Source organism: Bradyrhizobium sp. CCBAU 25338, assembly GCF_028128965.1.
GTDB classification, from domain to species: Bacteria; Pseudomonadota; Alphaproteobacteria; order Rhizobiales; family Xanthobacteraceae; genus Bradyrhizobium; species Bradyrhizobium liaoningense.
This window is the reverse complement of record NZ_LFKY01000035.1, coordinates 50834-74538: the sequence shown is the minus strand read 5'-3', so window position 1 is coordinate 74538 and position 23705 is coordinate 50834. Positions and strand designations below refer to the sequence as shown.

The 23705-nt window shown below is 63.8% G+C and carries 24 protein-coding genes and 1 tRNA gene; 14 read left to right on the top strand and 11 right to left on the bottom strand.

From position 1 onward, the window contains the following. The first annotated feature begins 4 nt into the window (after nucleotides 1-4). The 7 genes from ACM42_RS15540 (at nucleotide 5) to ACM42_RS15510 (ending at nucleotide 7706) form a co-directional block, all read left to right on the top strand. The gene (locus tag ACM42_RS15540) at nucleotides 5-733 is read left to right on the top strand and encodes an LptA/OstA family protein (RefSeq protein ID WP_271528745.1); all 729 of its coding nucleotides are present in this window, start codon (nucleotides 5-7) and stop codon (nucleotides 731-733) included. 222 nt (nucleotides 734-955) lie between these two features. After that, nucleotides 956-1966, top strand: a complete 1011-nt coding sequence (gene lptB / locus ACM42_RS15535; protein ID WP_271528744.1) for an LPS export ABC transporter ATP-binding protein — start codon at nucleotides 956-958, stop codon at nucleotides 1964-1966. 90 nt (nucleotides 1967-2056) lie between these two features. Continuing rightward, nucleotides 2057-3679 carry an RNA polymerase factor sigma-54 gene (rpoN, locus tag ACM42_RS15530; RefSeq protein WP_271528743.1) on the top strand — a complete coding sequence of 541 codons (1623 nt, stop codon included), beginning with the start codon at nucleotides 2057-2059 and terminating at the stop codon, nucleotides 3677-3679. Nucleotides 3680-3877: 198 nt separating this feature from the next. Beyond that, nucleotides 3878-4483 (top strand): ribosome hibernation-promoting factor, HPF/YfiA family, encoded by a 606-nt coding sequence (gene hpf / locus ACM42_RS15525; RefSeq protein ID WP_271528742.1) that lies wholly within the window; start codon nucleotides 3878-3880, stop codon nucleotides 4481-4483. Between the two features lie 219 nt (nucleotides 4484-4702). Beyond that, nucleotides 4703-5164, top strand: coding sequence for a PTS IIA-like nitrogen regulatory protein PtsN (gene ptsN / locus ACM42_RS15520; protein ID WP_028179145.1), 462 nt, complete (start codon nucleotides 4703-4705; stop codon nucleotides 5162-5164). Nucleotides 5165-5379: 215 nt separating this feature from the next. Further along, nucleotides 5380-6687, top strand: coding sequence for an O-antigen ligase family protein (locus ACM42_RS15515; RefSeq protein ID WP_271528741.1), 1308 nt, complete (start codon nucleotides 5380-5382; stop codon nucleotides 6685-6687). Continuing rightward, nucleotides 6684-7706: a glycoside hydrolase family 5 protein gene (locus ACM42_RS15510; RefSeq protein ID WP_271528740.1), complete on the top strand. Its 1023-nt coding sequence runs from the start codon at nucleotides 6684-6686 to the stop codon at nucleotides 7704-7706. Before ACM42_RS15515 ends, ACM42_RS15510 begins: the two co-directional genes overlap by 4 nt. Before the next feature lie 113 nt (nucleotides 7707-7819). Here ACM42_RS15510 and ACM42_RS15505 read toward each other — a convergent pair whose 3' ends face one another. From ACM42_RS15505 to ACM42_RS15470, 8 genes are all read right to left on the bottom strand, one after another. Beyond that, nucleotides 7820-8092, bottom strand: coding sequence for a DUF1150 family protein (locus ACM42_RS15505; protein ID WP_011083553.1), 273 nt, complete (start codon nucleotides 8090-8092; stop codon nucleotides 7820-7822). A gap of 50 nt (nucleotides 8093-8142) precedes the next feature. Further along, nucleotides 8143-8568: an Hsp20 family protein gene (locus tag ACM42_RS15500; RefSeq protein ID WP_035704151.1), complete on the bottom strand. Its 426-nt coding sequence runs from the start codon at nucleotides 8566-8568 to the stop codon at nucleotides 8143-8145. Nucleotides 8569-8918: 350 nt separating this feature from the next. Further along, complete coding sequence (locus ACM42_RS15495) at nucleotides 8919-10007, bottom strand: sn-glycerol-3-phosphate import ATP-binding protein UgpC (RefSeq protein ID WP_271528738.1); 1089 nt, start codon at nucleotides 10005-10007, stop codon at nucleotides 8919-8921. 13 nt (nucleotides 10008-10020) lie between these two features. Continuing rightward, nucleotides 10021-10869, bottom strand: coding sequence for a sn-glycerol-3-phosphate ABC transporter permease UgpE (gene ugpE, locus ACM42_RS15490; protein WP_028180124.1), 849 nt, complete (start codon nucleotides 10867-10869; stop codon nucleotides 10021-10023). Further along, nucleotides 10869-11750 (bottom strand): sn-glycerol-3-phosphate ABC transporter permease UgpA, encoded by an 882-nt coding sequence (ugpA, locus tag ACM42_RS15485; protein ID WP_028180123.1) that lies wholly within the window; start codon nucleotides 11748-11750, stop codon nucleotides 10869-10871. Before ugpA ends, ugpE begins: the two co-directional genes overlap by 1 nt. 47 nt (nucleotides 11751-11797) lie before the next feature. Next, entirely contained in the window at nucleotides 11798-13114 is a 1317-nt protein-coding gene (gene ugpB, locus ACM42_RS15480) for a sn-glycerol-3-phosphate ABC transporter substrate-binding protein UgpB (RefSeq protein ID WP_271528736.1), read from the bottom strand. A 366-nt stretch (nucleotides 13115-13480) separates the two neighbouring features. Continuing rightward, nucleotides 13481-14686, bottom strand: a complete 1206-nt coding sequence (locus tag ACM42_RS15475; protein ID WP_271528735.1) for a CaiB/BaiF CoA transferase family protein — start codon at nucleotides 14684-14686, stop codon at nucleotides 13481-13483. A gap of 175 nt (nucleotides 14687-14861) precedes the next feature. After that, the gene (locus ACM42_RS15470; RefSeq protein WP_194390598.1) at nucleotides 14862-15287 is read right to left on the bottom strand and encodes an organic hydroperoxide resistance protein; all 426 of its coding nucleotides are present in this window, start codon (nucleotides 15285-15287) and stop codon (nucleotides 14862-14864) included. Between the two features lie 154 nt (nucleotides 15288-15441). On the opposite strand from ACM42_RS15470, the gene ACM42_RS15465 reads away from it, so the two are divergent. Then, nucleotides 15442-15903, top strand: coding sequence for a MarR family winged helix-turn-helix transcriptional regulator (locus ACM42_RS15465; protein WP_271528734.1), 462 nt, complete (start codon nucleotides 15442-15444; stop codon nucleotides 15901-15903). Nucleotides 15904-15907: 4 nt separating this feature from the next. Here ACM42_RS15465 and ACM42_RS15460 read toward each other — a convergent pair whose 3' ends face one another. The 3 genes from ACM42_RS15460 to ACM42_RS15450 form a co-directional block, all read right to left on the bottom strand. Then, the gene (locus ACM42_RS15460; RefSeq protein WP_271528733.1) at nucleotides 15908-16144 is read right to left on the bottom strand and encodes a GIY-YIG nuclease family protein; all 237 of its coding nucleotides are present in this window, start codon (nucleotides 16142-16144) and stop codon (nucleotides 15908-15910) included. Nucleotides 16145-16283: 139 nt separating this feature from the next. Further along, nucleotides 16284-16359: transfer RNA gene (locus tag ACM42_RS15455), tRNA-Ala, on the bottom strand. A gap of 95 nt (nucleotides 16360-16454) precedes the next feature. Beyond that, the gene (locus tag ACM42_RS15450) at nucleotides 16455-16865 is read right to left on the bottom strand and encodes a TIGR02300 family protein (RefSeq protein ID WP_035673723.1); all 411 of its coding nucleotides are present in this window, start codon (nucleotides 16863-16865) and stop codon (nucleotides 16455-16457) included. Between the two features lie 161 nt (nucleotides 16866-17026). On the opposite strand from ACM42_RS15450, the gene aroA reads away from it, so the two are divergent. From aroA to ACM42_RS15420, 6 genes are all read left to right on the top strand, one after another. Next, the gene (aroA, locus tag ACM42_RS15445; RefSeq protein ID WP_271528732.1) at nucleotides 17027-18364 is read left to right on the top strand and encodes a 3-phosphoshikimate 1-carboxyvinyltransferase; all 1338 of its coding nucleotides are present in this window, start codon (nucleotides 17027-17029) and stop codon (nucleotides 18362-18364) included. A gap of 10 nt (nucleotides 18365-18374) precedes the next feature. Then, nucleotides 18375-18980 carry a hypothetical protein gene (locus ACM42_RS15440; protein WP_271528731.1) on the top strand — a complete coding sequence of 202 codons (606 nt, stop codon included), beginning with the start codon at nucleotides 18375-18377 and terminating at the stop codon, nucleotides 18978-18980. Nucleotides 18981-19297: 317 nt separating this feature from the next. Continuing rightward, complete coding sequence (gene cmk, locus ACM42_RS15435) at nucleotides 19298-19936, top strand: (d)CMP kinase (RefSeq protein WP_271528730.1); 639 nt, start codon at nucleotides 19298-19300, stop codon at nucleotides 19934-19936. A gap of 266 nt (nucleotides 19937-20202) precedes the next feature. Next, a complete protein-coding gene (gene rpsA / locus ACM42_RS15430; protein ID WP_194390595.1) occupies nucleotides 20203-21909 on the top strand; it encodes a 30S ribosomal protein S1 in 1707 nt (568 codons plus the stop codon). A 338-nt stretch (nucleotides 21910-22247) separates the two neighbouring features. After that, on the top strand, nucleotides 22248-23228 hold the full coding sequence (gene sppA / locus ACM42_RS15425; protein WP_271528729.1) for a signal peptide peptidase SppA: 981 nt from the start codon (nucleotides 22248-22250) through the stop codon (nucleotides 23226-23228). A gap of 170 nt (nucleotides 23229-23398) precedes the next feature. Next, nucleotides 23399-23704 carry an integration host factor subunit beta gene (locus tag ACM42_RS15420; RefSeq protein ID WP_008539997.1) on the top strand — a complete coding sequence of 102 codons (306 nt, stop codon included), beginning with the start codon at nucleotides 23399-23401 and terminating at the stop codon, nucleotides 23702-23704. The last annotated feature ends 1 nt before the right edge of the window (nucleotide 23705 follow it).

Genomic DNA, 23705 nt, shown 5'->3' with positions numbered 1-23705 from the left:
TTTCATGATCGATTTTTTTCCGCGCAGCGAAGACAAGCGTGGCGCCATCCTCGGTGCGGCCGCGCTCGCCGTCGGTCTCGCGCTGCTCGTCACGGGGGCGGCCTTTGCACAGAGCACGATGCAAGGCGTGCCCAACGCGATGCAGGGTTTTTCGCAGAATCGCGATCAGCCGATCCAGATCGAAGCCGCCTCTTTGGAGATGCGCGACAAGAAAAAGGAGGCGACCTTCGCCGGCAATGTGAAGGTCGTGCAGGGCGACACCACCATGACCTCGAAGACGCTGGTGGTGTTCTACGAATCGAGCGGCGACAAGCCGGCCGCGCCGCAGCCTGCGGCGAAGGGCACGAAATCGGCGCCGATGCAGTCGGCGACGCCGGGTCCGGGCGGCAGCTCCTCGATCAAGCGGCTGGAGGCGCGCGGCAATGTCGTGGTCACCCAGAAGGACCAGGTGGTGACCGGCGAGACCGCCGTGTTCGACACCAGGACCAACCTCATCACCATGCTCGGCGGCTCGGGCGGCCAGGTGGTTCTGACCCAGTGCAAGAACGTGCTGCGCGGCGACCGCCTGATGGTCGACATGACGACCGGTGTGTCACGCGTCGAATCCGACAACGGCCGGGTGCAGGCGCTGCTGCCGCAGGGCGGCAGCAATGATTGCGGCCAGGGGGGACAAGGGGCCAAACCCGGCGCGGCGCCGCCTCTGCAATTGCCCGGCGCAAGTAAACAAAAGTAAATTCAATCACTTGTGTCGGATCCACGCGATCCGAGGTTGAAGCTTGCCCGGCGAGGCTGTATCTAGCGCGCAGGGCTTTCGAAGCGGATCCGCCGCTTTTCGGGCGTGTTTCACTGGGCATGAGACATCCCTCCACTCATGCCGTCTCGGCGAATTGAAAGGCCGGTGCGGCAGATCGCGCGAATTCGCGCAGGATCGTCGCGAAAAGGCTAGAAGGCGGGGATGGTCGATCTCTTCAGCATGTTCCGTCGGCGCCCCGCCAAACGCGGCCGGCCAGGATTTGCGCGTCAGGACATCACCGCGCTCGGTGACAGCGTCGGCGGCCTCGTGACCAGTCCCATCCGGGACGCGCCACCGGTCGCCCGCGACCAGCCGATGCGCGCGCCGGACCAGTTCCGGGGTGACTATCAGGCCGACTATCAAGTCGAGTCGCCGCGTCCGCAGGCTGTTCACCCGGTCAGGGCCGCCGCGAGCTCCAACGGCGCGGGCGGCCCTCAGCTGCTGAAGCGGCCCGGCTTCCTGGCTGTGCATAGCGTGGAAAAGAGTTTCGGCAGCCGCCAGGTCGTGCGCGGCGTCAGCATCTATGTGCGCCGGGGCGAAGCGGTCGGCCTGCTCGGGCCGAACGGTGCCGGCAAGACCACCGTGTTCTACATGATCACCGGCCTGATCAAGGCCGACCGCGGCGCGATCGAGCTCGACGGCCACGACGTCACCAAGCTCCCGATGTATCAGCGCGCGCGGCTCGGCATCGGCTATCTGCCGCAGGAAGCCTCGATCTTCCGTGGCCTCACCGTCGAGCAGAACATCCGCGCCGTGCTCGAGGTGGTCGAGCCCTCACGCAAGAAGCGCGAGCAGCAGCTCGATTCGCTGCTCGACGAATTCAACATCACGCGCCTGCGGAAATCGCCGTCGATCGCGCTGTCCGGCGGCGAGCGCCGCCGCGTCGAGATCGCGCGGGCGCTGGCGACGCGGCCGAACTACATGCTGCTCGACGAGCCCTTCGCCGGCATCGACCCGATCGCGGTCGGCGACATCCAGGACCTCGTCCGCCATCTCACCAATCGCGGCATCGGCGTGCTCATCACCGACCACAATGTCCGCGAGACGCTCGGCCTCACCGATCGCGCCTATATCGTCTATGCCGGGGAAATCTTGACCGAGGGAACTCCGGATGAGATCGTTGCCGATCCGGACGTGCGCCGCCTCTACCTTGGCGAGGAATTCCGCCTCTAGCCCGTTTTTGCGTTTCGTCAAGACGTGTACATCGGGCTCGGACTAGGATAAGCAAAAATCGGACCAATTTTTGGGAACGGTTCTTGCTTCATGGCGCTTACGCAGAGACTAGAGTTCCGGCAGTCGCAGTCGCTGGTCATGACGCCGCAGCTGATGCAGGCGATCAAGCTGCTGCAATTGTCCAATCTCGATCTCACGACGTTCGTCGAAGAGGAGCTCGAGCGCAATCCGCTGCTGGAACGGGCCAGTGACGAGGGCCCGGCGGGGGAGGCTCCGGCCGAGGCCGGGAGTTACGGCGATTCCGACGGTCAAGGCGATGGCCAGGGCGAGGACGGCTTCGGCGGCGGCGCCGAGGGTTTCGAGCCGGGCCAGGAAGAATGGATGAGCAAGGATCTCGGCACCCGCGCCGAGATCGAGCAGACCCTGGATACGGGCCTGGACAACGTCTTCTCCGAGGAGCCCGCCGAGGCCGCGGCGCGCAACGCCCAGGACGCCGCGCCGACCACCTATACGGAATGGGGCGGCGGTGCCTCTGGTACCGAAGACTACAATCTCGAAGCTTTTGTCGCGGCCGAGACAACGTTGTCGGACCATCTCGCCGAGCAGCTCGCGGTCGCCTTCACCGCACCCGCCCAGCGCATGATCGGCCAGTACCTGATCGACCTCGTCGACGAGGCCGGCTATCTGCCGGCCGATCTCGGCCAGGCCGCCGAGCGCCTTGGCGCATCGCAAGCCGACGTCGAAGGCGTCCTCGCCGTCCTGCAGAAATTCGATCCGCCCGGCGTCTTCGCGCGCAATTTGAGCGAATGCCTGGCGATCCAGCTCCGCGAGCTCGACCGCTACGACCCCGCGATGCAGGCCCTGGTCGAGCATCTCGATCTGCTGGCCAAGCGCGACATCGTTGCCTTGCGCAAGATCTGCGGCGTCGACGACGAGGACATCGCCGATATGATCGGCGAGATCCGCCGCCTCAATCCCAAGCCCGGCATGAAGTTCGGATCGGCGCGCCTGCAGACCATGGTGCCCGACGTCTATGTCCGTCCGGGTCCCGACGGCGGCTGGCATGTCGAGCTCAACAGCGACACCTTGCCGCGTGTGCTGGTCAACCAGACCTATTATTCCGAGCTGTCGAAGAAGGTCGGCAAGGACGGCGACAAGTCCTATTTCACCGACGCGCTTCAGAACGCGACCTGGCTCGTGCGCGCGCTCGACCAGCGCGCCCGCACCATCCTGAAAGTTGCAACCGAGATCGTGCGCCAGCAGGACGGTTTCTTCACACATGGCGTGGCGCACCTGCGGCCGCTCAATCTGAAGGCCGTCGCCGATGCCATCCAGATGCATGAATCCACGGTGTCGCGCGTCACTGCCAACAAATACATGGCGACCAATCGCGGCACGTTCGAGCTGAAATATTTCTTCACGGCCTCGATCGCCTCGGCCGACGGCGGCGAGGCGCATTCGGCCGAAGCCGTGCGTCACCACATCAAGCAGCTGATCGATTCGGAGGAGCCCTCCGCGATCCTGTCGGATGACACCATCGTGGAACGCTTGCGCGCTTCGGGCATTGATATTGCCCGCCGCACGGTCGCGAAGTACCGCGAAGCCATGCGCATACCCTCCTCGGTGCAACGCCGCCGCGACAAGCAGAGCGCTCTTGGTAACGTTCTCTCCACCGCATTGTCCGATCGCTCCCGCAACCCCGAGCCGGCCTGATTGCGCTGGCGCGAAATCGCGCTACTCTCGTCTTCACTTCGAGACCGATCCAGGCATGCGCATGATCCGGAGAGATGTGCAGCGGTTCTCCTCGCGACATACGCGGAGCGCGTTCGCGCGAAGATCGTGCGCAGGGAGCGACTTCAGTTGCGATGATTCGTCATCGCAGCTGCGGCAACAAAGCAAGCGAGGCATCCAATGACTCTCCGGATTTCGGGAAAGAGCATCAGCGTCGGCGAGGCCCTGCGCGGCCGCGTTGCCGACCGCACCGACGAGGTGCTGCGCAAATATTTCGACGGCAACTATTCCGGCCACATCACGCTGAGCAAGGACGGTTTCGGTTTTCGCACCGATTGCGCCCTGCATCTCGATTCGGGAATCACGCTGGAGGCCGATTCGAACGCACCCGATGCCTATGCCAGCGCCGACCAGGCGCTGCTGATGATCGAGAGGCGGCTGCGTCGCTACAAGAACCGGCTCAAGGACCGCTCCGCGCGCAAGGCCCATGTCGCCTCCGAAGCAATGGCTGCGCTCGACGCCACGGCTTACGTGCTGGAAGCGCCCGGAGAGGGCGAAGAGGAAGTCACCGGCTACAGCCCGGTCATCATCGCGGAGCAAACCACGTCGCTGAAGCGGCTCTCGGTCAGCGAAGCGGTCATGGAACTCGACCTCAGCGGGGCGCCCTGCATGGTATTCCAGCATGGTTCGTCAGGCCGGGTGAACATCATTTACCGCCGGGCGGACGGCAATGTGGGCTGGATTGACCCGCCGGGAGCGAAAGTGGACGGCCAATCGCACGGCTAGGCCCGGGATTCGGACACCGTACCATCCCGGCCCTTAACAATGACGGTGGCAAAGCCACACGCGGGAGTTGGCACCGGGATTGCGTTGGAGTAGAAGCCCCCCACATCTCGACCGGGGCTAAGTGCGCCTCCTGCTTCATGTTATTGACGCCGGCTCAGCTTGGTCTATCAAGTTGGCCAAATCGGAACCTGACGGTTTAATTCACCTCGGAAACCCTCCATGCCGATTACCGATCTGGTCGCACCCGAGGCGATTCTCCCGGCATTGAAGGTCAACAGCAAGAAGCAGGCCTTGCAGGAGCTCGCAGCCAAGGCCGCCGAGCTGACCGGGCAGAACGAGCGCTCGGTATTCGAGGTGCTGCTGCAGCGGGAGAAGCTCGGCACCACCGCAGTCGGCTACGGCGTCGCCATTCCGCACGGCAAGCTGCCCAAGCTGGAAAAGATCTTTGGCCTGTTCGCGCGCCTCGACCGTCCGATCGATTTCGAGGCGATGGACGGCCAGCCGGTCGATCTCGTCTTCCTGCTGCTCGCCCCCGAAGGCGCCGGCGCCGATCACCTCAAGGCGCTCGCCCGCATCGCCCGCCTGCTCCGCGACCAGGACATCGCCAAGAAGCTCCGCGCCTCGCGCGATGCCGAGGCGATCTATTCGGTGCTGGCACTGCCGCCGGCGACCGCGGCCTGAGCGTAATGAGTTGAGGCTTGATTGCTGCAACGACGGAGGCACTCCCTCTCCCGCTTGCGGGAGAGGGCTGGGGAGAGGGTGTTTCCGCGATGGGATAATCTCCTAGAGGAGAAAGCCCTCACCCGCGCCGGGGCACCGAGCGCGTGGCAATCGCTTCAACCTAAGGCCGTTCCGCATTAAGCAAAATATTAACCGTGCGTCTGGAAGGTCAGCTCATGGCCAGCCTGCACACCGTGGCGGATTCCGAGGCATACGACAGCGCGATCTGGAAAGCGCGCGGGGTCGGCGTGGAAACGCTTGCCAGAAACGTGATCCGCATTTCGATCACCGTCAACGTGATCGTGTCGATGGGCGTCTTCAATCCCGCGCTGCTTCGCGCAGAGTGGAGCTATGTGCAACAGGCCGTAGCGCTCTTGATGTGGATCATCCTGATCTACGCCAGTGCCTTCGTACGTCCGCGCGTGAGAGTGCAGTGCAATCCCGATCTCATCGCGCTGGTCGCATTCTATGCTCTTGCCGTCGTTTCCGTTCTCTGGACCAGCCTCGGCAGTGCGGCGTTCATGAAGAGCGCGGCACTCGCGGTGACGACTTTCGGTGCGTACTGCCTCATCACCCGTATCGACATCGACGAGATCGTCCAATCCACGGCGCTGGGGCTCTTCGTCCTGGTCGCTGCCTCGGCCCTGTGTGCGATCTTCGTGCCCGAGATCGGCGTGGACCAGAGCTGGATGCACAATGGCCAGTGGCAAGGAATCTATGAATCGAAGCAGACGCTCGGCTTCATCAGCGCATACCTGATGTTCTTTGCCTGCTATCAGAAGATGACGGGCCAGGGTTGGATCGTTTTCCTGTCGGTATTTCTCCTGGCCTCGATATGCGTCATCGCCTCGGAATCCCGTGGGGCCGGCGCCGTCGCCATTGCCGCGGGTGCACTGCTCGTGACCTCGATGTGGTCGGTCCGCTGCATGAAGGTCTACGCGGTGCTGCCGGTCGTCATGTGCGTGCTGGCCGCCCTGCTATTCCTGTATTTCTATGTGACGGGCTACGATTCCATCCATCTCGGTGAGCAGACCATCAATCTGACCGAGCGGACGTTCATCTGGCAATACGCGATCGGCCATTTCAACGATGCGCCGCTGCTGGGCTTCGGCATCAACGGATTCTGGACGCGCCCTGCGATCTACGACTATTTCAACCAGAGCCATGGCTGGGTGCTGGACAATTATCATAGCGGTTACATCGCGGTGGCGATCGAAACGGGATTCCTGGGATACGTGCTGTTCGTCGCGAGCGTCTATCTGTTCTCGGAGAAGGTCCTGTATTTGATTGCGACCCGGTCGATCGATCGTGCCCACTGCGCGCTCATCATCGGCTTCGTCGTCCTGAGCTTTCAATCGAATTTCACGGAGACGATGTTCCTTCGCTCGACGATGTTCACCTCGGTGCTGCTCGTCGCATTCTTCTTCGCTGTGTGCAGGCCGGTGCAGCAAGCAAGCCCTGCAATGATGGAGCACGCAGGATGAAGCTGATCTGCGCCCGCCGGGCGGTAATCTTCGCCCTCGCGCTGGTGATGTCGGTGCTTGCGATCTTCTCCCAGGCCGGAGCGGCCGGGCAGGGCCCCGCGCCCGCTCTCCCGAAATTGAAGCGCGGCATCAACATTCTCGGCTATGACGGCATCTGGGAGGGAGGTCGCAACGCGCCGTTTCGTCTGGACAACCTCACTGCGATCAGAAAGGCCGGCTTCTCGCACGTCCGGATCAATTTCTTTGGCTTCAAGTTCATGGGTCCCGGGAATCTGCTGGACGAAGCGGTGTTGAGGCGGCTTGATGCCGTCATCGAGGAAGTGCTCGCCCGGAATCTCATTCCCGTCCTCGACGAGCACGATACCGAGCTTTGCCAGCGCGACGTGTCCGAATGCGCCGGGAAGCTGAAAGCGTTCTGGGCGCAAATCGCCGAGCGCTATGCCGGAAAATATCCGAGGCTCGTCTTCGAGGTCCTCAACGAGCCGGGCGGGCAGATGACGTCCACCAGCTGGAACGCCCTTCTGAACGAGTGTCTCGGCATCATCCGCGCCTCCAACCCCGGGCGGACGGTCATTGCCGCCGTTCTCAACGTCGATGACATGCCGGTCGAGGAACTGGTCCTGCCGTCAGATGACAGAAACCTCATCGTGACGTTTCACTACTACGCGCCGATCCGTTTCACCCATCAGGGCGCGCCGTGGTCCGAAACGTTTTCGCGAGTAGGGCCGCTCGACTGGGGCACTCCGGAGGACGAACGAAAGGCGCGCGCCGATTTCGAGAAGGTGCGTATCTGGTCCGAACGGGAAAAGCGCCCGATTTATCTCGGCGAGTTCGGAGTGTACGAGGCCGCCCCAGCCGAAGCCCGGACGAGGTATCTGTCGTTCGTGGCGCGAAGTGCGGAGCGGCTTGGCTGGGCATGGGCCTACTGGCAGTTCGACCATGATTTCGCGGCATTCGACAGCGCGCGTCAGACCTGGAAGCCTGACATCATGCGGGCGCTGATGCCGGCGGTGCGTTGATTATCGCCAGCGTCGGCTGCGCTGCTGACCAGGTCGGCACGCAACGCAAAACGGGCACGCCTTCGCGTGAAGGCATGCCCGCTTGAAACTCTATTCGTGCGGCGCGCGTGCGCTCAGTGCACGCTCACCGCTTGCAGCTCGTTGCTCCAGGCGTTGGCGACCGCGGCTTCGCGGCTGTCGGTCAGCATGATCGGCGTGCCGTCGGCGGCGTGGAGCGCGAAAAGCTTGAGGCCCGGCGCAATCTTCGGCGCCTCGGGAAACAGGCCCGGAACGTCCTCCGAGCGGATCTGCTTCACATAGGCGATATGACCTTCGCCCAGAGTTGCCAGCGTCTCCGGAGAGACGTTCTTGGCTTCGTATTCGAACGCAACGTGACCTTCACTCATGGTCTCGACTCCTCTGGAACACTAAGCGGTCGAGTCCGCTACTCGTTCCATTATTCGTGCTCATTGATAGCGATTGTCTTAACGATCCTCTCCGGCTCTGGCCGGGCCAGATCGATCGACAGCAGCCCGTTCTTCAGATCCGCACCCAGCACCAGCATCCCCTCCGCCAGCACGAAGGTGCGCTGGAAGTGGCGCGCGGCGATGCCGCGATGGATGTATTGCCGGGTCTTGTCGTCCTGCTGCCGCCCGCGGATCACGAGCTGGTTTTCCTCAATGGTTACATCGAGTTGGTCGCGCGTAAATCCGGCGACCGCCAGCGTGATGCGCAAACGCTCGGGCTGGCCGTCCGATCCGCCGCACCTCTCGATATTGTAGGGAGGGTAGCCGTCGGCGCCTTTGACGACACGGTCGAGCACGCGCTCGATCTCGTCGAAGCCCAGCAGAAAGGGACTGGAGAGCGTTGGAACACGAGACATAGTTTACAAAGTCCTCGCAGAAGCGACTTTGGTGTTTCAGGGCCCGTCAAGGCACCCCTTGATCAGCAATATGGGCACGTTCCCTTGTGGGTTCAAGGACGTAGCGGGGGGGCTGTGGACGGGCCGTGGCCGTCCGTCGCCGGGCTCATGCAGCGGCGCGGATGCGTCAATGATCGTCATGGCCGGGCTTGTCCCGGCCATCCCGAACCTTCCTCGCAGCAGAACGAGGATGTCTGGGGCAAGCCCGGGCATGACGAAACAGCCGTTGAATTTCCCCAATGAAAACAAACCCCCTTCTACTGTGCATGGGGTTGTTTTCGCGGTTTTGATCGATCGGCCCTCTGGAGCCGTCAGGCCTCCAACCGCGTCCGCCCATCGCCGCTGAACAGATGCAGCTTCGCCCGCGCCGCGGCGACGCGGATTCTCGCGCCAATAGGTGGCGCCTCGGTTCCGGGAATGCGGACGATGATCTCGCCGGGCGGCAGCTCGCCGGGCGTGGCGGCGACGCGCTGGTCCTCGTGCTCGCGGGAGCCGTAGACGAAGGTTTCGGCGCCGACGCGCTCGATCGCTTCCACGGTGAGCGGCAGCGTGACGCCGCCGGCGGGCGTCTGATCGGTGATGACGAAGTCTTCCGGGCGGATGCCGAGGATGCCGGCGTCGGCCGCAGCGCTCCCGGCGAGCTGGGACCGGATTTCCTCGGGGCGCGTCGACATCAAGTTCATCGGGGGCGCGCCGATGAAGGAGGCGACGAAGGTCGTCGCCGGCTTCTCGTAGATTGCGAGGGGATTGCCGACCTGCTCGACCTGGCCGCCGTTCATCACGACGAGGATGTCGGCGAGCGTCATCGCCTCGAGCTGGTCATGGGTGACGTAGATCGATGTCGTGTTGAGCCGGCGCTGCAATTTGCGGATCTCGACCCGCATCGCGATGCGCAGCTTGGCGTCTAAGTTGGAGAGCGGCTCGTCGAACAGGAACACCTTGGGCTGGCGCACGATGGCGCGGCCCATGGCGACGCGCTGGCGCTGGCCGCCGGAGAGCTGGCGCGGCTTGCGCTCCAGCATCGACGTGAGCTCGAGGATGCGCGCGGCTTCGTCGACGCGGGTCCTGATCTCCGCTTCCGCCATGCCGCGATTGCGCAGACCATAGGCCATGTTGTTGTAGACGCTCATATGCGGATAGAGCGCGTAGTTCTGGAACACCATCGCGATGTCGCGATCGGCGGGCTCGATTCCGTTGACGACGCGGCCGCCGATGTCGATCTCGCCGCCGGTGACCGTTTCGAGTCCCGCGACCATGCGCAGCAGCGTGGACTTGCCGCAGCCGCTGGGTCCGACCAGCACGCAGAACTGGCCGTCGCCGACATCGACGTCGACGCCCTTGATGGCCTCGAAGCCGCCGGGATAGGTCTTGCGGACGTTGCGCAGGGTGACGTTAGCCATCAGAACTCACTTCTTACTTCTCGGTCTCGACCAGTCCGCGCACGAACAGCTTCTGCATGACGACGACGACGAACACCGGCGGCAGCATGGCCAGCACGGCGGTCGCCATCACGATCGGCCATTCTGTCAGCGCGTCGGTGGTGGTGATCATCTTGCGGATGCCGACCTGGATAGTCTGCATGTCGTCGCGCGTGGTGATCAGCAGCGGCCAGAGATACTGATTCCAGCCGAGGATGAACAGGATCACGAACAGCGCCGCCATGTTGGTGCGCGACAGCGGCAGCAGCGTATCCCAGAAGAAGCGGAAGGGACCTGCGCCGTCGATGCGTGAGGCCTCCAGCAGCTCGTCCGGCACCGTCATGAAGAACTGGCGGAACAGCAGCGTCGCGGTGGCCGAGGCGATCAGCGGCAGCGACAGGCCGGCATAGCTGTCGAGCATGTGCAGATCGGCGACGATCTTGTAGGTCGGATAGATGCGCACCTCGACCGGCAGCATCAGGGTGATGAAGATCAGCCAGAAGATCGGCATCCGGAACGGAAAGCGGAAATACACGATCGCATAGGCCGAGATGATCGAGATCGCGATCTTGCCGACGGCGATCAGCAGCGCCATCACCAGCGAGTTCAGCATCATGTTGCCGACCGGCTCGCGGGTCGAGCCGCTCGTGCCGACGAAGATCGTCTGGTAGTAGGTTTCGAGGAAATGACCGCCCGGCAGCAGCGACATCTGGCCGTTGGCGATCACCGCGTTGTCCTGCGTGGAGGCGATGAAGGCGAGATAGACCGGGAAGGCGACGATCGCGATCCCGATCCAGAGGATGATGTGGGCGACGTAGCGCCGGAAGCCCTCTTCCTCGACCATCAGTAGGTCACCTTGCGTTCGACGAAGCGGAACTGGATTCCCGTCAGCACGATGACCATGATCATCAGGATCACCGACTGTGCCGCGGAGCTGCCGAGATTTCCGCCGAGCAGGCCGTCTGTATAGACCTTGTAGACCAGCGTCTCGGTCGACTTGCCGGGGCCGCCCCGGGTCATGGTGTCGATGATGCCGAACGTGTCGAAGAAGGCGTAGACGATGTTGACGACCAGGAGGAAGAAGATGGTCGGCGACAGCAGCGGGAAGGTCACGGTCCAGAACCGCCGCATCGGCCGCGCGCCGTCGATCGCGGCGGCCTCGAGCACGCTTCGAGGGATGCTCTGCAGGCCGGCGAGAAAGAACAGGAAATTGTAGGAGATCTGCTTCCAGGCGGCGGCGAGGATGATCAGCGCCGCGGCCTGGTCTCCGTCGAGCAGCGGATTCCAGTCGATGCCCAGGGCGCGCAGATAGCGCGAGAGCACCCCGAGCGAGGGATGCAGCATGAAGATCCAGAGCACGCCGACGACCGGCGGCGCCACCGCATAGGGCCAGATCAGCAGCGTGCGGTAGAGCATCGAGCCGCGCAGCGGCTTGTCCGCCATCACGGCGAGCAGCAGCGCAAACGACAGCGACGACACCGCGATCGCGAACGAGAAGAAGAAGGTGCGTAGGATCGCCTCGAAATAGGCGGGGTCCTTGAACAGGTCGATATAGTTCTCGAACCAGACGAAGCTGGTCGAGAGGCCGAAGGCGTCCTGGAGCAGGAAGGACTGGATCACCGCCTGCAAGGCAGGCCAGTAGAAGAAAATCAGGACGATCGCGAGCTGCGGCGCAACCAGCGCGTAGGGCAACAGCTTGGATTGGAAAATGGCTTGCTTTTGCATGATGCCCGCAGCAGCAGGCCGGCTTCACCGGCCTGCCGCTTGTCGCCTTACTTCACGGCGGTCTTTTCGAACTGCCGCAGCATCGTGTTGCCGCGCTCGACGGCCGAATCCAGCGCCTGCTTGGCGGTCTTCTTGCCGGCCAGCGCCTGCTCGATCTCTTCGGCCCAGACGTCGCGGAGCTGCACCATGTTGCCGAGGCGCAGGCCGCGGGAGTTCTCGGTCGGCTCCTTGTTGGTCAGCTCGAGCAGCGGGGTCTCGAGATAGGGCTGATCCTTGTAGAAGCCTTCGGCCTTGGCCTTCTCATAGGCCGCCTTGGTGATCGGCAGATAGCCCGACGATTTGTGGATATAGACCTGACGATCGGTATCGGAGAGGAAGGTCAGGAACTTCGCGACACCCTTGTATTCTTCCGCCGACTTGCCGCCCATGATCCAGAGCGAGGCGCCGCCGATGATCGAGTTCTGCGGCGCGCCCTTCACGTCGGGATAATAGGGCATCGGCACCGCGGTGAAGGCGAACTTGGCCTGCGCCTTGACGTTGCCGAAGAAGGCCGACGAGGTCAGGTAGAGCGGGCATTCGCCTGACGTGAAGCGGCCTTCGCCGGTGTTGGTGCGGCCGGCATAGTCGTAGGTCTTGTCTTTCTGGAGCTCGACCAGCTTCTCGAGATGCTTGACCTGGAGCGGGCCGTTGAACGTGAGCACGGTGTCGAAGCCGTCGAGGCCGTTGGCCTTGGTCGAGAGCGGCACGTTGTGCCAGGCGGAGAGCTGCTCGAGATTGACCCAGGTGACCCAGGAGTTGGAGAAGCCGCAGGTGGGATGGCCGTTGTCGTGCAGCTTCTTGGCGGCGTCGAACACTTCAGGCCAGGTCTTCGGGATCTCGACATTCGCCTTCTTCAGCTCGTCGAGATTGACCCACATGACGGTCGACGACGAGTTGAAGGGGAAGGACAGCATCTCGCCCTTCGAGGTCGAATAGTAGCCGGTGATCGCGGGCAGATAGGCCTTCGGATCGAACTTCTCTCCGGTCTCGGCCATCAGCTTGTAGACTGGCTTCACGGCGCCGGTCGCGGCCATCATGGTGGCGGTGCCGACCTCGAACACCTGCATGATGTGCGGCGCGTTGCCGGCGCGGAACGCCGCGATGCCGGCGTTCATCGTATCGGCGTAGTTGCCCTTGTAGGTCGGGATCACCTTGTAGTCGCTCTGCGCGGCGTTGAAGTCGTTGGCGAGCTTGACGATGACGTCGTTGTTGGCGCCGGTCATCGCGTGCCACCACTGGATTTCGGTCACAGCCAGCGCCGGCGAAGCCGACAAGCCGACCGTGAGTGCAAATGCGGCAGCCGCACCAAAATGTCGAAGAGCCATCAAGAATCCTCCCTTGCCCGTCACTGAAGAAGCGCTTGCGCTAGCAGCACCATATGACGTTCACATGACTGTGTAAGCGGCCGAAACGAAAGCGGCAAGCGCTGGAAAAGGGAAGCCGTCAAATAGGCGAAGACGTGCGCGCCGCACGCGTGTGGTCGCGCCGCAGTGCGGCATCGTTGTGTGAGGCTGACGGCCAGGCCGCAGGCTCCAAATGTCTCTCGCTTGCGGGAGAGGTCGGCGCGCAGCGCCGGGTGAGGGCTTTATCCTCTGGGGGACTGTCCCTTCGCGGAGACACCCTCTCCCCAGCCCTCCCCCGCAAGCGGGGGAGGGAGCGCACCTGCGGCGACGCTCGATCCCGGTCTTATCTCAGCGCTTGCGCTCGGGGCCGCAGACCGTGCCCTTCTCGACCATCGCGTCGATCTCGGCCTTGGAGTAGCCGAACTCGCCGAGCACCTCCGCGGCGTGCTGGCTGAATTTCGGCGGCAGGCGGCGCAGGCTCGGCTTTGAACGATCGAGCCGGATCGGCGAGGCGACGCCCTTGTACCAGTCCTTCTCGATAATATCGCCGCGGTAGATCGTGTGCGGGTTGGTCAACGCCTGGTCGATCTTCTGCACGGGGCCAGCGGGCAGGCCTGCCGCGAGCAGGCGATTGCACAGCGGCTCGGCCTCGTGCTGGCTGAACACGGCGGCTAGCTCGGCACGCAGCGCCTCGCGATTGGCGATACGGTCCTTGTTGCGGGCAAAGCGCGGGTCGGTGCCGAGCTCGGGCTTGCCGATCTCCTTGGCGAGCTTGCGGAAGGTGCCGTCATTGCCGACGCCGATGAAGATGTTGTCGGTCTTGGTCGGGAAGATCGCGTAGGGCACGAGGTTAGGGTGCTCGTTGCCGGTGAGGCTCGGCGGCTTGCCATGCATGAAATAGTTCGCTGTGTGCGGATGCATGATGGCAAGACCGGTCTCGTACAGCGTCGTCTCCAGGAACTGGCCCTTGCCGGAGCGCTGCCGCTCCGACAGCGCCATCAGGATGCCGATCGCCGCATAAAGGCCGGTGGTGATGTCGACCAGCGGCACGCCGATCCGCATCGGCCCGCTCTCGGGCGAGCCGGTCGCTGCGATCATGCCGGTCATGGCCTGGATGATGGCGTCATAGCCGGGGTTGCCGCCGCGCGGGCCATCGGCACCGAAACCGCAGATCCGGCAATGCACGAGGCGCGGGAATTTTTCGCGCAAGCTCTCGTTGCCGATGCCCCATTTCTCCAGCGTGCCCGGCTTGAAATTCTCGATCAGGACGTCGGCCGTCTCCAGCATCTTGAGCAGCACCGCGCGGCCGCCCTCGGCGGCGAGGTCGAGCCCGATCGAGCGCTTGTTGCGGTTAATGCCGACGAAATAGGCCGCGTCCTCCTCGTGGAAGGGAGGACCCCATTCGCGCACCTCGTCGCCCGCGGGCGGCTCGACCTTGATCACGTCGGCGCCATGGTCGGCGAGGATCTGGGTGCAGTAGGGACCGCCGAGCACGCGCGTGAGATCGATGACGCGCAGTCCGCTCATGGCACCTGGGGCGGCTTCAGAACTCATGCCTTCGCTTCTCCTGTGTCGAGGTTCGGTCACAGGCCTAGCGAGGTTTGCCGGGAGCAGCAATGGCTCCTGGCGTGGGGCCGCATGCGCCGTCGCGCGTCAATGCCGCGGCGTGGCAAAACAGCGAAGCGGCCGGCCCGGGGAGGTCCCGGGGCCAGCCCATCCGCACTTTCGATCAGACGACCGTCAGGCGAACGTCGACATTGCCGCGTGTGGCATTGGAGTAGGGGCACACCTGATGCGCCTTCGCGACCAGCGCCTCAGCCTCGGTGCGGGCAAGGCCCGGCAGCGAGACGGCCAGATCGATGTCGAGGCCGAAGCCGCCTTCGGAGCGCGGTCCGATGCCGACGGTCGAGGTGACGGAGGCGTCGGCCGGAACCTTCGGGCCGCCCTGCGAAGCCACGAACTTCATCGCGCCGATGAAGCAGGCGGCATAGCCGGCCGCAAACAGCTGCTCGGGATTGTTGCCGGCGCCGCCACCGCCGCCGAGCTCCTTCGGCGTGGTGAGCTTGACGTCGAGCGCGCCGTCGAGGGTCGCAGCATGGCCGTCGCGGCCGCCGGTGGCTTTTGCGCTAGTCTTGTAGAGGACGTTCACGGACATTGTGGTCTTCCTGGATCTTGGGGTGGGCGCGATCTTTATTGCAGGCAATTAGATTGCACGCAATTGAAATTGCGCTACCTCACATTTAATTGTTCGCAATTGAATGTGCCGCCGACCGGCCGCACAATGCGGCCGAACCTCGTGAGATTCTCAAATGGCCCGGAAACCATCGGCAGCGGACGCGCCGCTGCGGCTCGACAACCAGATCTGCTTTGCGGTCTATTCCGCAGCGCATGCCTTCAACCGCGTCTACAAGCCGCTGCTCGACCGGCTCGGCCTGACCTATCCGCAATATCTGGTGATGCTGGTGCTGTGGGAGCGCGACGACGTGCCGGTCAAGGACATCGGCGAGAAGCTCTTCCTGGATTCGGGCACGCTGACGCCGCTGCTCAAGCGGCTCGAGGCCGCCCATCTCGTCAAGCGCACCCGCTCGCGCGAGGACGAGCGCCAGGTGCTGATCGCGCTGACGCCGCAGGGATACGCGCTCAAGGAAAAGGCCCGCGCCGTGCCGCAGTCGATCCTTGCGGCGTCGGACTGCTCGGTGTCGGAACTGGTCGCGATGAAGGACGAGATCGTCGCGCTTCGCAACAGGCTCAATGCGGTGATCGGGGAGTAGGGGGTTAGAGGCGCTTCTTGGCGAAGGCGCGGCCGGAGGCTGACTTCAGGTATCTCTCGAACGCGACCGCTTGCTTCGCGTTGCTGAACGCAATGTACGTCTTAAGACGCCAAGGCGCGTATTTCGAGGTGTGAGGCACCTCCCCAGCATTGTGCTTTGCCAGTCGGGCGCGCAGGTCATCCGTGATGCCGATGTAGAAGTGAAGGGAATCGAGGCTCTCAAGGATATAAACGTATTTCACGGCACGCTCCCCGGCTGTCGCGGGAAGCTTACATCCGCTTTCGATCTCCTGAAGCCCGGCTTCGCCCTTCGGGCTACGCCGCGGCAGCCTTCGCTACGACAGGGCTTGCCGAGCCGTAGCTGGCGAAGCCAGCGAAGGCTGGTGGAGCCAGGCGGGATCGAACCGCCGACCTCTTGCATGCCATGCAAGCGCTCTCCCAGCTGAGCTATGGCCCCTTAGTCTTTCACCGGGGTGAACCTGGTCGATCACCCCGGACCGGCGAGCCGAGCGACTCGCGCGGTGCACCCTTTTTCACAGATCAGGGCTGATCTCAAGTCTCTTCATCACCTCCGACGTCACCAATGATGTCGGTCACGTCCTCATCGCCCTCTTCCTCGTCGGCAATGAAGGTCGAATCATCGTCATCGTCGTCGTCGATGGTCTCATCGACCTCGATATCATCCTCGGATTCCGGCACGACGGCCTTGACCTTGCCGGTATTTTCCTCGGCATCGGCCTCCTCGAGTGAGACCAATTCTTCGGCCTCCGCCGGCTCCGGCGCGGCATCCGCTGTCGCCGCGTGCCGGGCTTCGGCGCCGCGGGGGACGCGAGCGGGCGCCACCGGGGCGATCGGCACCACCTCGCCGGTATAGGGCGAGATCACCGGATTCTTGTTGAGGTCATAGAACTTCTTGCCCGTGGTCGGGCAAATACGTTTGGTTCCGAGTTCGGACTTGGCCACGGCAGGAATCCTGGGAATGTCTGAAAAAGCGGTGTTTCACTTGGCTAGTTGGCGGCCCGCTGTCAATAGCGCATTACAGGAGAAAGACATGCCCGTGACGAGGCGCGGACCATGTGGTACCTGCGCCGCAGCCCGGTGAGGGTGCATCCAAGGACACAATCTTGACCCATTCCGACCAACCGAGGCCGCTCCGGGCTCGCGCCAGCGGTCCCCTGACCGGGAAAGTACGGGTGCCCGGGGACAAGTCGATCTCCCACCGTGCCCTCATCCTGGGCGCGCTCGCGGTCGGCGAGACCAGGATTTCGGGCCTGCTGGAGGGCGAGGACGTCCTCAACACAGCCAAATCCATGCAGGCGCTCGGCGCCAGGGTCGAGCGTACCGGCGATTTCGCGTGGAAGGTGCAGGGCGTGGGCGTTGGGGGCTTCGCCCAGCCCAAGGCGGCGCTGGATTTCGGCAACTCCGGCACCGGCTGCCGGCTGGTCATGGGCGCCGTTGCCGGATGCCCGATCTCGGCGGTGTTCGACGGCGACGCCTCGCTGCGCAGCCGCCCCATGCGCCGGATCCTCGATCCGTTGGAAAAGATGGGCGCCAGGGTCGTGTCCGGGGGCGAGGGCGGCCGCCTGCCGCTGACCCTCCAGGGCGCGCGCGATCCGCTGCCGATCATCTACAGGACCCCGGTCGCCTCGGCCCAGATCAAATCGGCCGTGCTGCTGGCGGGCCTGGCTGCGCCGGGCACCACGATCGTGATCGAGAGCGAGGCCAGCCGCGACCACACCGAGCTGATGCTGAAGCATTTTGGCGCCGACATCACCTCGGCCCAGGAAGGTCAGCACGGCCGCCGCATCACGCTGGTGGGCGAGCCCGAGCTGCATGGCGCTAATGTCGTCGTCCCCGCCGATCCCTCTTCGGCGGCCTTCCCGATTGTTGCGGCGCTGGTCGTCGAGGGCTCCGATATCGTGCTGTCCGACGTCATGACCAATCCGCTGCGCACCGGTCTGTTCACCACGCTGCGCGAAATGGGTGCCTCGATCGAGGAGAGCGAAGTGCGGGGCGATGCCGGCGAGCCGATGGCGCGCTTGCGCGTGCGCGCCTCGAAGCTGCGCGGCGTCGAGGTGCCGCCGGAGCGCGCGCCCTCGATGATCGACGAATATCTGGTGCTGGCGGTCGCAGCCTCCTTCGCCGAGGGCACGACGATCATGCGCGGCCTGCAGGAGCTGCGCGTCAAGGAATCCGACCGGTTGGAGGCGACCGCCGCCATGCTCCGCGTCAACGGCGTCAAGGTCGAGGTCTCAGGCGATGATCTGATCGTCGAGGGCCGCGGCCATGTCCCCGGTGGCGGGACCGTCGCCACCCACATGGACCATCGCATCGCGATGTCGGCCCTGGTGATGGGCTGCGCCTCCGACCAGCCGGTGACGGTCGACGACACCGCTTTCATCGCCACCAGTTTCCCGGATTTCATTCCGATGATGCGTTCGCTAGGGGCCGAGTTCTCATGAGGCCGCGGCTATGAGCGTAGCCTTCGATCGCGACGCCTTGCTGGACGCTTTCGATTCGATCGGTCGTGCTGCGGCCGACGCCGGAACAAAGCTTCAGATCGCGGTCTATGACGGCTCGGCCCTCATGCTGGCCAGCAATTTCCGCTTCGCGACCGAAGATGTCGACGTCTCGAAGCTCGAGCGCCCGCTGCCGGATTGGCTGGAAAGAACAACGGCCGATATTGCCGCAAGGAATGGATGGGGTGCCGACTGGTTCAACGACCACCTCGTATTTCATCTCAGTCCACTCGCCGACCGCGCCGCGGATCATCTGGAATTTGGGACCTTCCCGCGCGATGGCACGCCGCCGGGGCTTGAGGTTTGGGTGCCGTCCGCTGAATATCTTCTGGCACTGAAATTGAAGGCGTTCCGCATCACGGACCCCGTCCGCGGGGAGACGGAGCGGCTGGATATCTTGAACTTGATGAAATTGGTTGGAATCTCGACCGTAGAGGAAGCCATCGCTCTGCTTGGCCGGTATTTTCCCGTCAGCGCGGCATCTTCGGAGAAGCAACGCTTCTTGCTGAAGAACATGGATCTCGGGGGAGGAGCGGATGCGCCCGAATACCCTCGCTGAAGCCGTCGATCGCATTCGGGCTGGCGCGCCGCGGGACGCGGTCCTGGCCGAATTCGTGGACACGTTCGATCTGGCAGGGACCGCCTGCGCTCAATACGAGACGATCGAGGACGAGCCGGCGGTCGGGTGCCAGCGTGGGTCTGCGATCCGGCGCGGCGCCTTGCCGAGCCATGGTTCACGACGTCATCGCCGTCCGACGCGATGCGCGAATATCTCACTTTTGCGAGCCCCGCGGAGTTCGCGTCTCGCAACATTTTTGCGGAAGAGCGGCCATTGCGACGAGCGCGCGGGCCGCAGACAGCCAAGGTTTGAGTGACATGATCATCGCCATCGACGGGCCCGCGGCTTCGGGCAAGGGGACGCTCGGCAAGCGTCTCGCCCACCATTACGGCTATCGTCATCTCGATACCGGCGTGATCTATCGCGCGGTCGCCTATGCCTTGATGCAGTCAGGGCACGACCTCAACGACGAGGCGGCTGCGGTGCAGGCCGCGTTGGAGCTCGACCCCGAAAAGTTTGGCAATCCCGCGCTGAAGACCCAGAAGGCCGGCGAGGGTGCCTCGATCGTCTCGGCGATCCCCAGGGTCCGCGAGGTCCTTGTCAACTTCCAGCGGCAGTTCGCCGCCGATCCGCCCGGGGCGGTGCTGGACGGCCGGGACATTGGAACCGTGATCTGCCCCCATGCCGACGTGAAGATCTTCGTCGTGGCAGACCCCAAGGTTCGCGCGCGCCGCCGCACCATGGAGGCCAGGGCGAGGGGCGAGGAGGCGGACGAGGCCGCCGTGCTCGCCGACATCATCCAGCGCGACGAGCGCGACAAGAACCGGCCGATTGCGCCTTTGAAACCGGCCCCGGATGCTCACTTGCTAGATAACTCCCAACTGGATATAGAAGGCGGCGTCCGGGCTGCCATCGACATTATCGAGGCTGTCCGAGCGGGCCGGTCGCGGGGTTAAGCCGCAGCCGTCATTGGAGGAAGCGCCCGCTCCCGCCTCTTTGATGTCGATACCCTCGGTCCCTGTTTCGGGGCCGGCGCGATCCAGGCTCCGGACAAAGATTCCACGTATCGAACGCGCGGGCCCCTGCCGGCCCGCTCCCGCTGTTCCGGCGCCAAGCCGGGGCAGCGAGCGGTCGCTCGAAGGTTTTGCGGACCTTCCGACACTGCGCGTGCGATGCGCCCATGAACCCAACGGCCGGCAAGAGATCCGCAACTGGAGAACAAATGGCTTCGACTTCTGCTGATACCTATAGCCCCTCGCGTGACGATTTCGCCGCGATGCTCGACGAGTCCTTCGCAGGCGGCAACCTGCAGGAAAGCTCCGTCGTTAAGGGCAAGGTGGTTGCAATTGAAAAGGACATGGCCGTCATCGACGTCGGCCTGAAGACCGAGGGCCGCGTCGCGCTGCGCGAATTTTCCGGCCCCGGCCGTGAAAGCGACCTCAAGGTCGGCGACGAGGTGGAAGTGTTCCTCGATCGCATCGAAAACGCCCTCGGCGAAGCCGTGCTGTCCCGCGACAAGGCGCGCCGCGAAGAGAGCTGGGGCAAGCTCGAGAAGGCCTTCCAGAACAACGAGAAGGTCAACGGCGTCATCTTCAACCAGGTCAAAGGCGGCTTCACGGTCGACCTCGACGGTGCCGTGGCGTTCCTGCCGCGCTCGCAGGTCGACATCCGCCCGATCCGCGACGTTGCGCCGCTGATGAACAACTCGCAGCCGTTCCAGATCCTCAAGATGGACCGTCGCCGCGGCAACATCGTCGTCTCCCGCCGCACGGTGCTGGAAGAGACCCGCGCCGAGCAGCGTCAGGAGCTGGTGCAGAACCTCGAAGAGGGTCAGGTCATCGACGGCGTGGTCAAGAACATCACCGATTACGGTGCGTTCGTCGACCTCGGCGGCATCGACGGCCTGCTGCACGTCACCGACATCGCGTGGCGCCGCGTCAACCACCCGACCGAGGTGCTCTCGATCGGCCAGACCGTGAAGGTCAAGATCATCAAGATCAACCACGAGACGCACCGCATCTCGCTGGGCATGAAGCAGCTGCTGGACGATCCGTGGCAGGGCATCGAAGCCAAGTACCCGCTGGGTGCCCGCTTCACCGGCCGCGTCACCAACATCACCGACTACGGTGCGTTCGTCGAGCTCGAGCCGGGCATCGAAGGCCTGATCCACGTCTCCGAGATGTCGTGGACAAAGAAGAACATGCATCCCGGCAAGATCGTCTCGACCTCGCAGGAAGTCGACGTGCAGGTGCTGGAAGTCGATTCCGTCAAGCGCCGCATCTCGCTCGGCCTCAAGCAGACCATGCGCAACCCCTGGGAGGTCTTCGTCGAAGCTCACCCGACCGGTTCGGTGGTCGAGGGCGAGGTCAAGAACAAGACCGAGTTCGGTCTGTTCCTGGGTCTCGAGGGCGACGTCGACGGCATGGTCCACCTCTCCGACCTCGACTGGAAGCTTCCGGGCGAGCAGGTGATCGACAACTACAAGAAGGGCGACATGGTGAAGGCCGTGGTGCTCGATGTGGACGTCGAGAAGGAGCGCATCTCGCTCGGCATCAAGCAGCTCGAAGGCGACCCCTTCGCCGAGCCGGGCGATGTCAAGAAGGGCGCGGTCGTGACCTGCGAAGTGCTCGAAGTGAAGGAGAGCGGTATCGAGGTGAAGATCGCCGGTACCGACTTCACCACCTTCATCAAGCGCTCCGAGCTCGCGCGTGACCGCAACGACCAGCGCGCCGAACGCTTCGCCGTCGGCGAGAAGGTCGATGCCCGCGTGATCCAGTTCGACAAGAAGGCCCGCAAGGTCCAGGTGTCGATCAAGGCGCTCGAAGTCGCCGAAGAAAAGGAAGCCATCGCGCAGTACGGCTCTTCCGATTCGGGCGCGACGCTCGGCGATATTCTGGGCACCGCGCTCAAGAACCGCGACAGCAAGTAAGCGAAACGTCCGTTTTGCTGCATCGAAGCCCCGGCGCGAGCCGGGGCTTTTTTGTTGCTGCGTACTCGATTGTCGTCCCGGGGCGCGCGAAGCGCGAGCCCGGGACCCATACCCACAGGGTGCCGTTTGACGACGACTCGGAGTGGGCGCCTCGCGTTACACGCCTCCCTGTGATTATGGGTCCCCGCCTTCGTGGGGACGACGCCGAATGTGTGGCGGCCTCCTGCCGGCCACAGCCTTGTTTTCTTCAAAATGCGCCGCAATTGATGTATCCAGATAAGCCAATGGTCACGCTGTGACGGCACAACGCGCCCGGCCTTTCATTTGGAGATATTCCGATGTCGCTCGATTCGGACATCATCGTCGATCGCCGCAGGATCCGCCGCAAGCTGACGTTCTGGCGTGTGATGGCCGCGCTGATCGCGATCGCGGCGATCGCGAGCTTCGCGCTGATCGCGACACCCGGGGCGCGCGGCACCTTCGCATCCGCCGGCTCGATCTCGCGCGTTCATATCGATGGATTGATCCGCAGCGATGCCGAGCGCACCCAGGCGCTGGAGCGGCTGGAGAATTCGGGGGCCGCCGCCGTCATCGTTCACATCAACTCGCCGGGTGGCACCACTGCCGGCTCCGAGCAGCTCTACGACTCGCTCACCCGGCTGAAGGCGAAGAAACCGCTGGTCGTCGTCGTCGAGGGTCTCGCCGCGTCGGGCGGCTACATCACGGCGATCGCGAGCGACCACATCATCGCCCAGCAGAGTTCGCTGGTCGGCTCGATCGGCGTGCTGTTCCAGTACCCCAACGTCTCCGAGCTGCTGAAGACCATCGGCGTCAAGGTCGAGGAGGTGAAGTCCTCGCCGCTGAAGGCTGCACCCAACGGTTTTGAGCCGACCAGTCCCGAGGCGCGCGCCGCGCTCGATGCGCTGGTCAAGGATTCCTACGCCTGGTTCAAGGGAATGGTGAAGGAGCGGCGTGGCATGGATGACACGCAGCTCGAAAAAGTCGCCGATGGCCGTGTCTTCACCGGGCGCCAGGCGATCGATCTCAAGCTGATCGACCAGATCGGCGACGAGAAGACGGCGGTGACCTGGCTGGTCGAGCACAAGGGTGTCAAGAAGGGGCTTCCGGTACGCGATTACAAGCTTCAGCCGCGCTTTGGCGATCTTACTTTCCTCAAGACGGCCGCCGCCGTGACGCTGGAAGCGCTCGGTTTGGGCTCGATTGCGCATCAGATCGGCCAAACCGGCGTCGCGCAGGCGGTCGATCGGCTCGGAATGGATGGAATGCTGGCCTTGTGGCAGCCGGCCGCATCAAACTGACTGGGCAGGCGAGTTCCAAAAGGTTTTCTCGTGTGGCGAGTGCCGTCGCAGCACGCTTTTTCGGCATTTGTCACGTATTTTCGCGACGCCCAGCCTTGATTTAGCGTCTTGACAGATCAAGGTATTTTCACGGAAATGGTCATCCGCACGCTTCCGGGTCCTATCTCTCGATGATCAAATCCGAACTTGTTCAGCGTATCGCCGAGCACAACCCGCATCTGTACCAGCGGGATGTCGAGAACATTGTGAATGCGATTCTCGAAGAGATCGTAGCGGCGCTTGCGCGCGGTGATCGCGTCGAGTTGCGCGGCTTCGGTGCCTTCTCGGTCAAGCACCGCCCTGCCCGCGCAGGGCGCAATCCACGCACCGGCGCCCATGTGCCCGTCGATCAGAAGAGCGTTCCGTTCTTCAAGACCGGCAAGGAAATGCGCGAGCGGCTGAACCGCGACCATCCGGATCCCGGCGCGGCAGACTAAA

Bases quoted from the DNA above. Each gene is read 5' to 3' on its own strand.
- ACM42_RS15540 (WP_271528745.1), top strand. From the start codon at position 5: ATGATCGATTTTTTTCCGCGCAGCGAAGACAAGCGTGGCGCCATCCTC.
- lptB (WP_271528744.1), top strand. From the start codon at position 956: ATGGTCGATCTCTTCAGCATGTTCCGTCGGCGCCCCGCCAAACGCGGC.
- rpoN (WP_271528743.1), top strand. From the start codon at position 2,057: ATGGCGCTTACGCAGAGACTAGAGTTCCGGCAGTCGCAGTCGCTGGTC.
- hpf (WP_271528742.1), top strand. From the start codon at position 3,878: ATGACTCTCCGGATTTCGGGAAAGAGCATCAGCGTCGGCGAGGCCCTG.
- ptsN (WP_028179145.1), top strand. From the start codon at position 4,703: ATGCCGATTACCGATCTGGTCGCACCCGAGGCGATTCTCCCGGCATTG.
- ACM42_RS15515 (WP_271528741.1), top strand. From the start codon at position 5,380: ATGGCCAGCCTGCACACCGTGGCGGATTCCGAGGCATACGACAGCGCG.
- ACM42_RS15510 (WP_271528740.1), top strand. From the start codon at position 6,684: ATGAAGCTGATCTGCGCCCGCCGGGCGGTAATCTTCGCCCTCGCGCTG.
- ACM42_RS15505 (WP_011083553.1), bottom strand. From the start codon at position 8,092: ATGAGTGAAGGTCACGTTGCGTTCGAATACGAAGCCAAGAACGTCTCT.
- ACM42_RS15500 (WP_035704151.1), bottom strand. From the start codon at position 8,568: ATGTCTCGTGTTCCAACGCTCTCCAGTCCCTTTCTGCTGGGCTTCGAC.
- ACM42_RS15495 (WP_271528738.1), bottom strand. From the start codon at position 10,007: ATGGCTAACGTCACCCTGCGCAACGTCCGCAAGACCTATCCCGGCGGC.
- ugpE (WP_028180124.1), bottom strand. From the start codon at position 10,869: ATGGTCGAGGAAGAGGGCTTCCGGCGCTACGTCGCCCACATCATCCTC.
- ugpA (WP_028180123.1), bottom strand. From the start codon at position 11,750: ATGCAAAAGCAAGCCATTTTCCAATCCAAGCTGTTGCCCTACGCGCTG.
- ugpB (WP_271528736.1), bottom strand. From the start codon at position 13,114: ATGGCTCTTCGACATTTTGGTGCGGCTGCCGCATTTGCACTCACGGTC.
- ACM42_RS15475 (WP_271528735.1), bottom strand. From the start codon at position 14,686: ATGAGTTCTGAAGCCGCCCCAGGTGCCATGAGCGGACTGCGCGTCATC.
- ACM42_RS15470 (WP_194390598.1), bottom strand. From the start codon at position 15,287: ATGTCCGTGAACGTCCTCTACAAGACTAGCGCAAAAGCCACCGGCGGC.
- ACM42_RS15465 (WP_271528734.1), top strand. From the start codon at position 15,442: ATGGCCCGGAAACCATCGGCAGCGGACGCGCCGCTGCGGCTCGACAAC.
- ACM42_RS15440 (WP_271528731.1), top strand. From the start codon at position 18,375: ATGAGCGTAGCCTTCGATCGCGACGCCTTGCTGGACGCTTTCGATTCG.
- cmk (WP_271528730.1), top strand. From the start codon at position 19,298: ATGATCATCGCCATCGACGGGCCCGCGGCTTCGGGCAAGGGGACGCTC.
- rpsA (WP_194390595.1), top strand. From the start codon at position 20,203: ATGGCTTCGACTTCTGCTGATACCTATAGCCCCTCGCGTGACGATTTC.
- sppA (WP_271528729.1), top strand. From the start codon at position 22,248: ATGTCGCTCGATTCGGACATCATCGTCGATCGCCGCAGGATCCGCCGC.
- ACM42_RS15420 (WP_008539997.1), top strand. From the start codon at position 23,399: ATGATCAAATCCGAACTTGTTCAGCGTATCGCCGAGCACAACCCGCAT.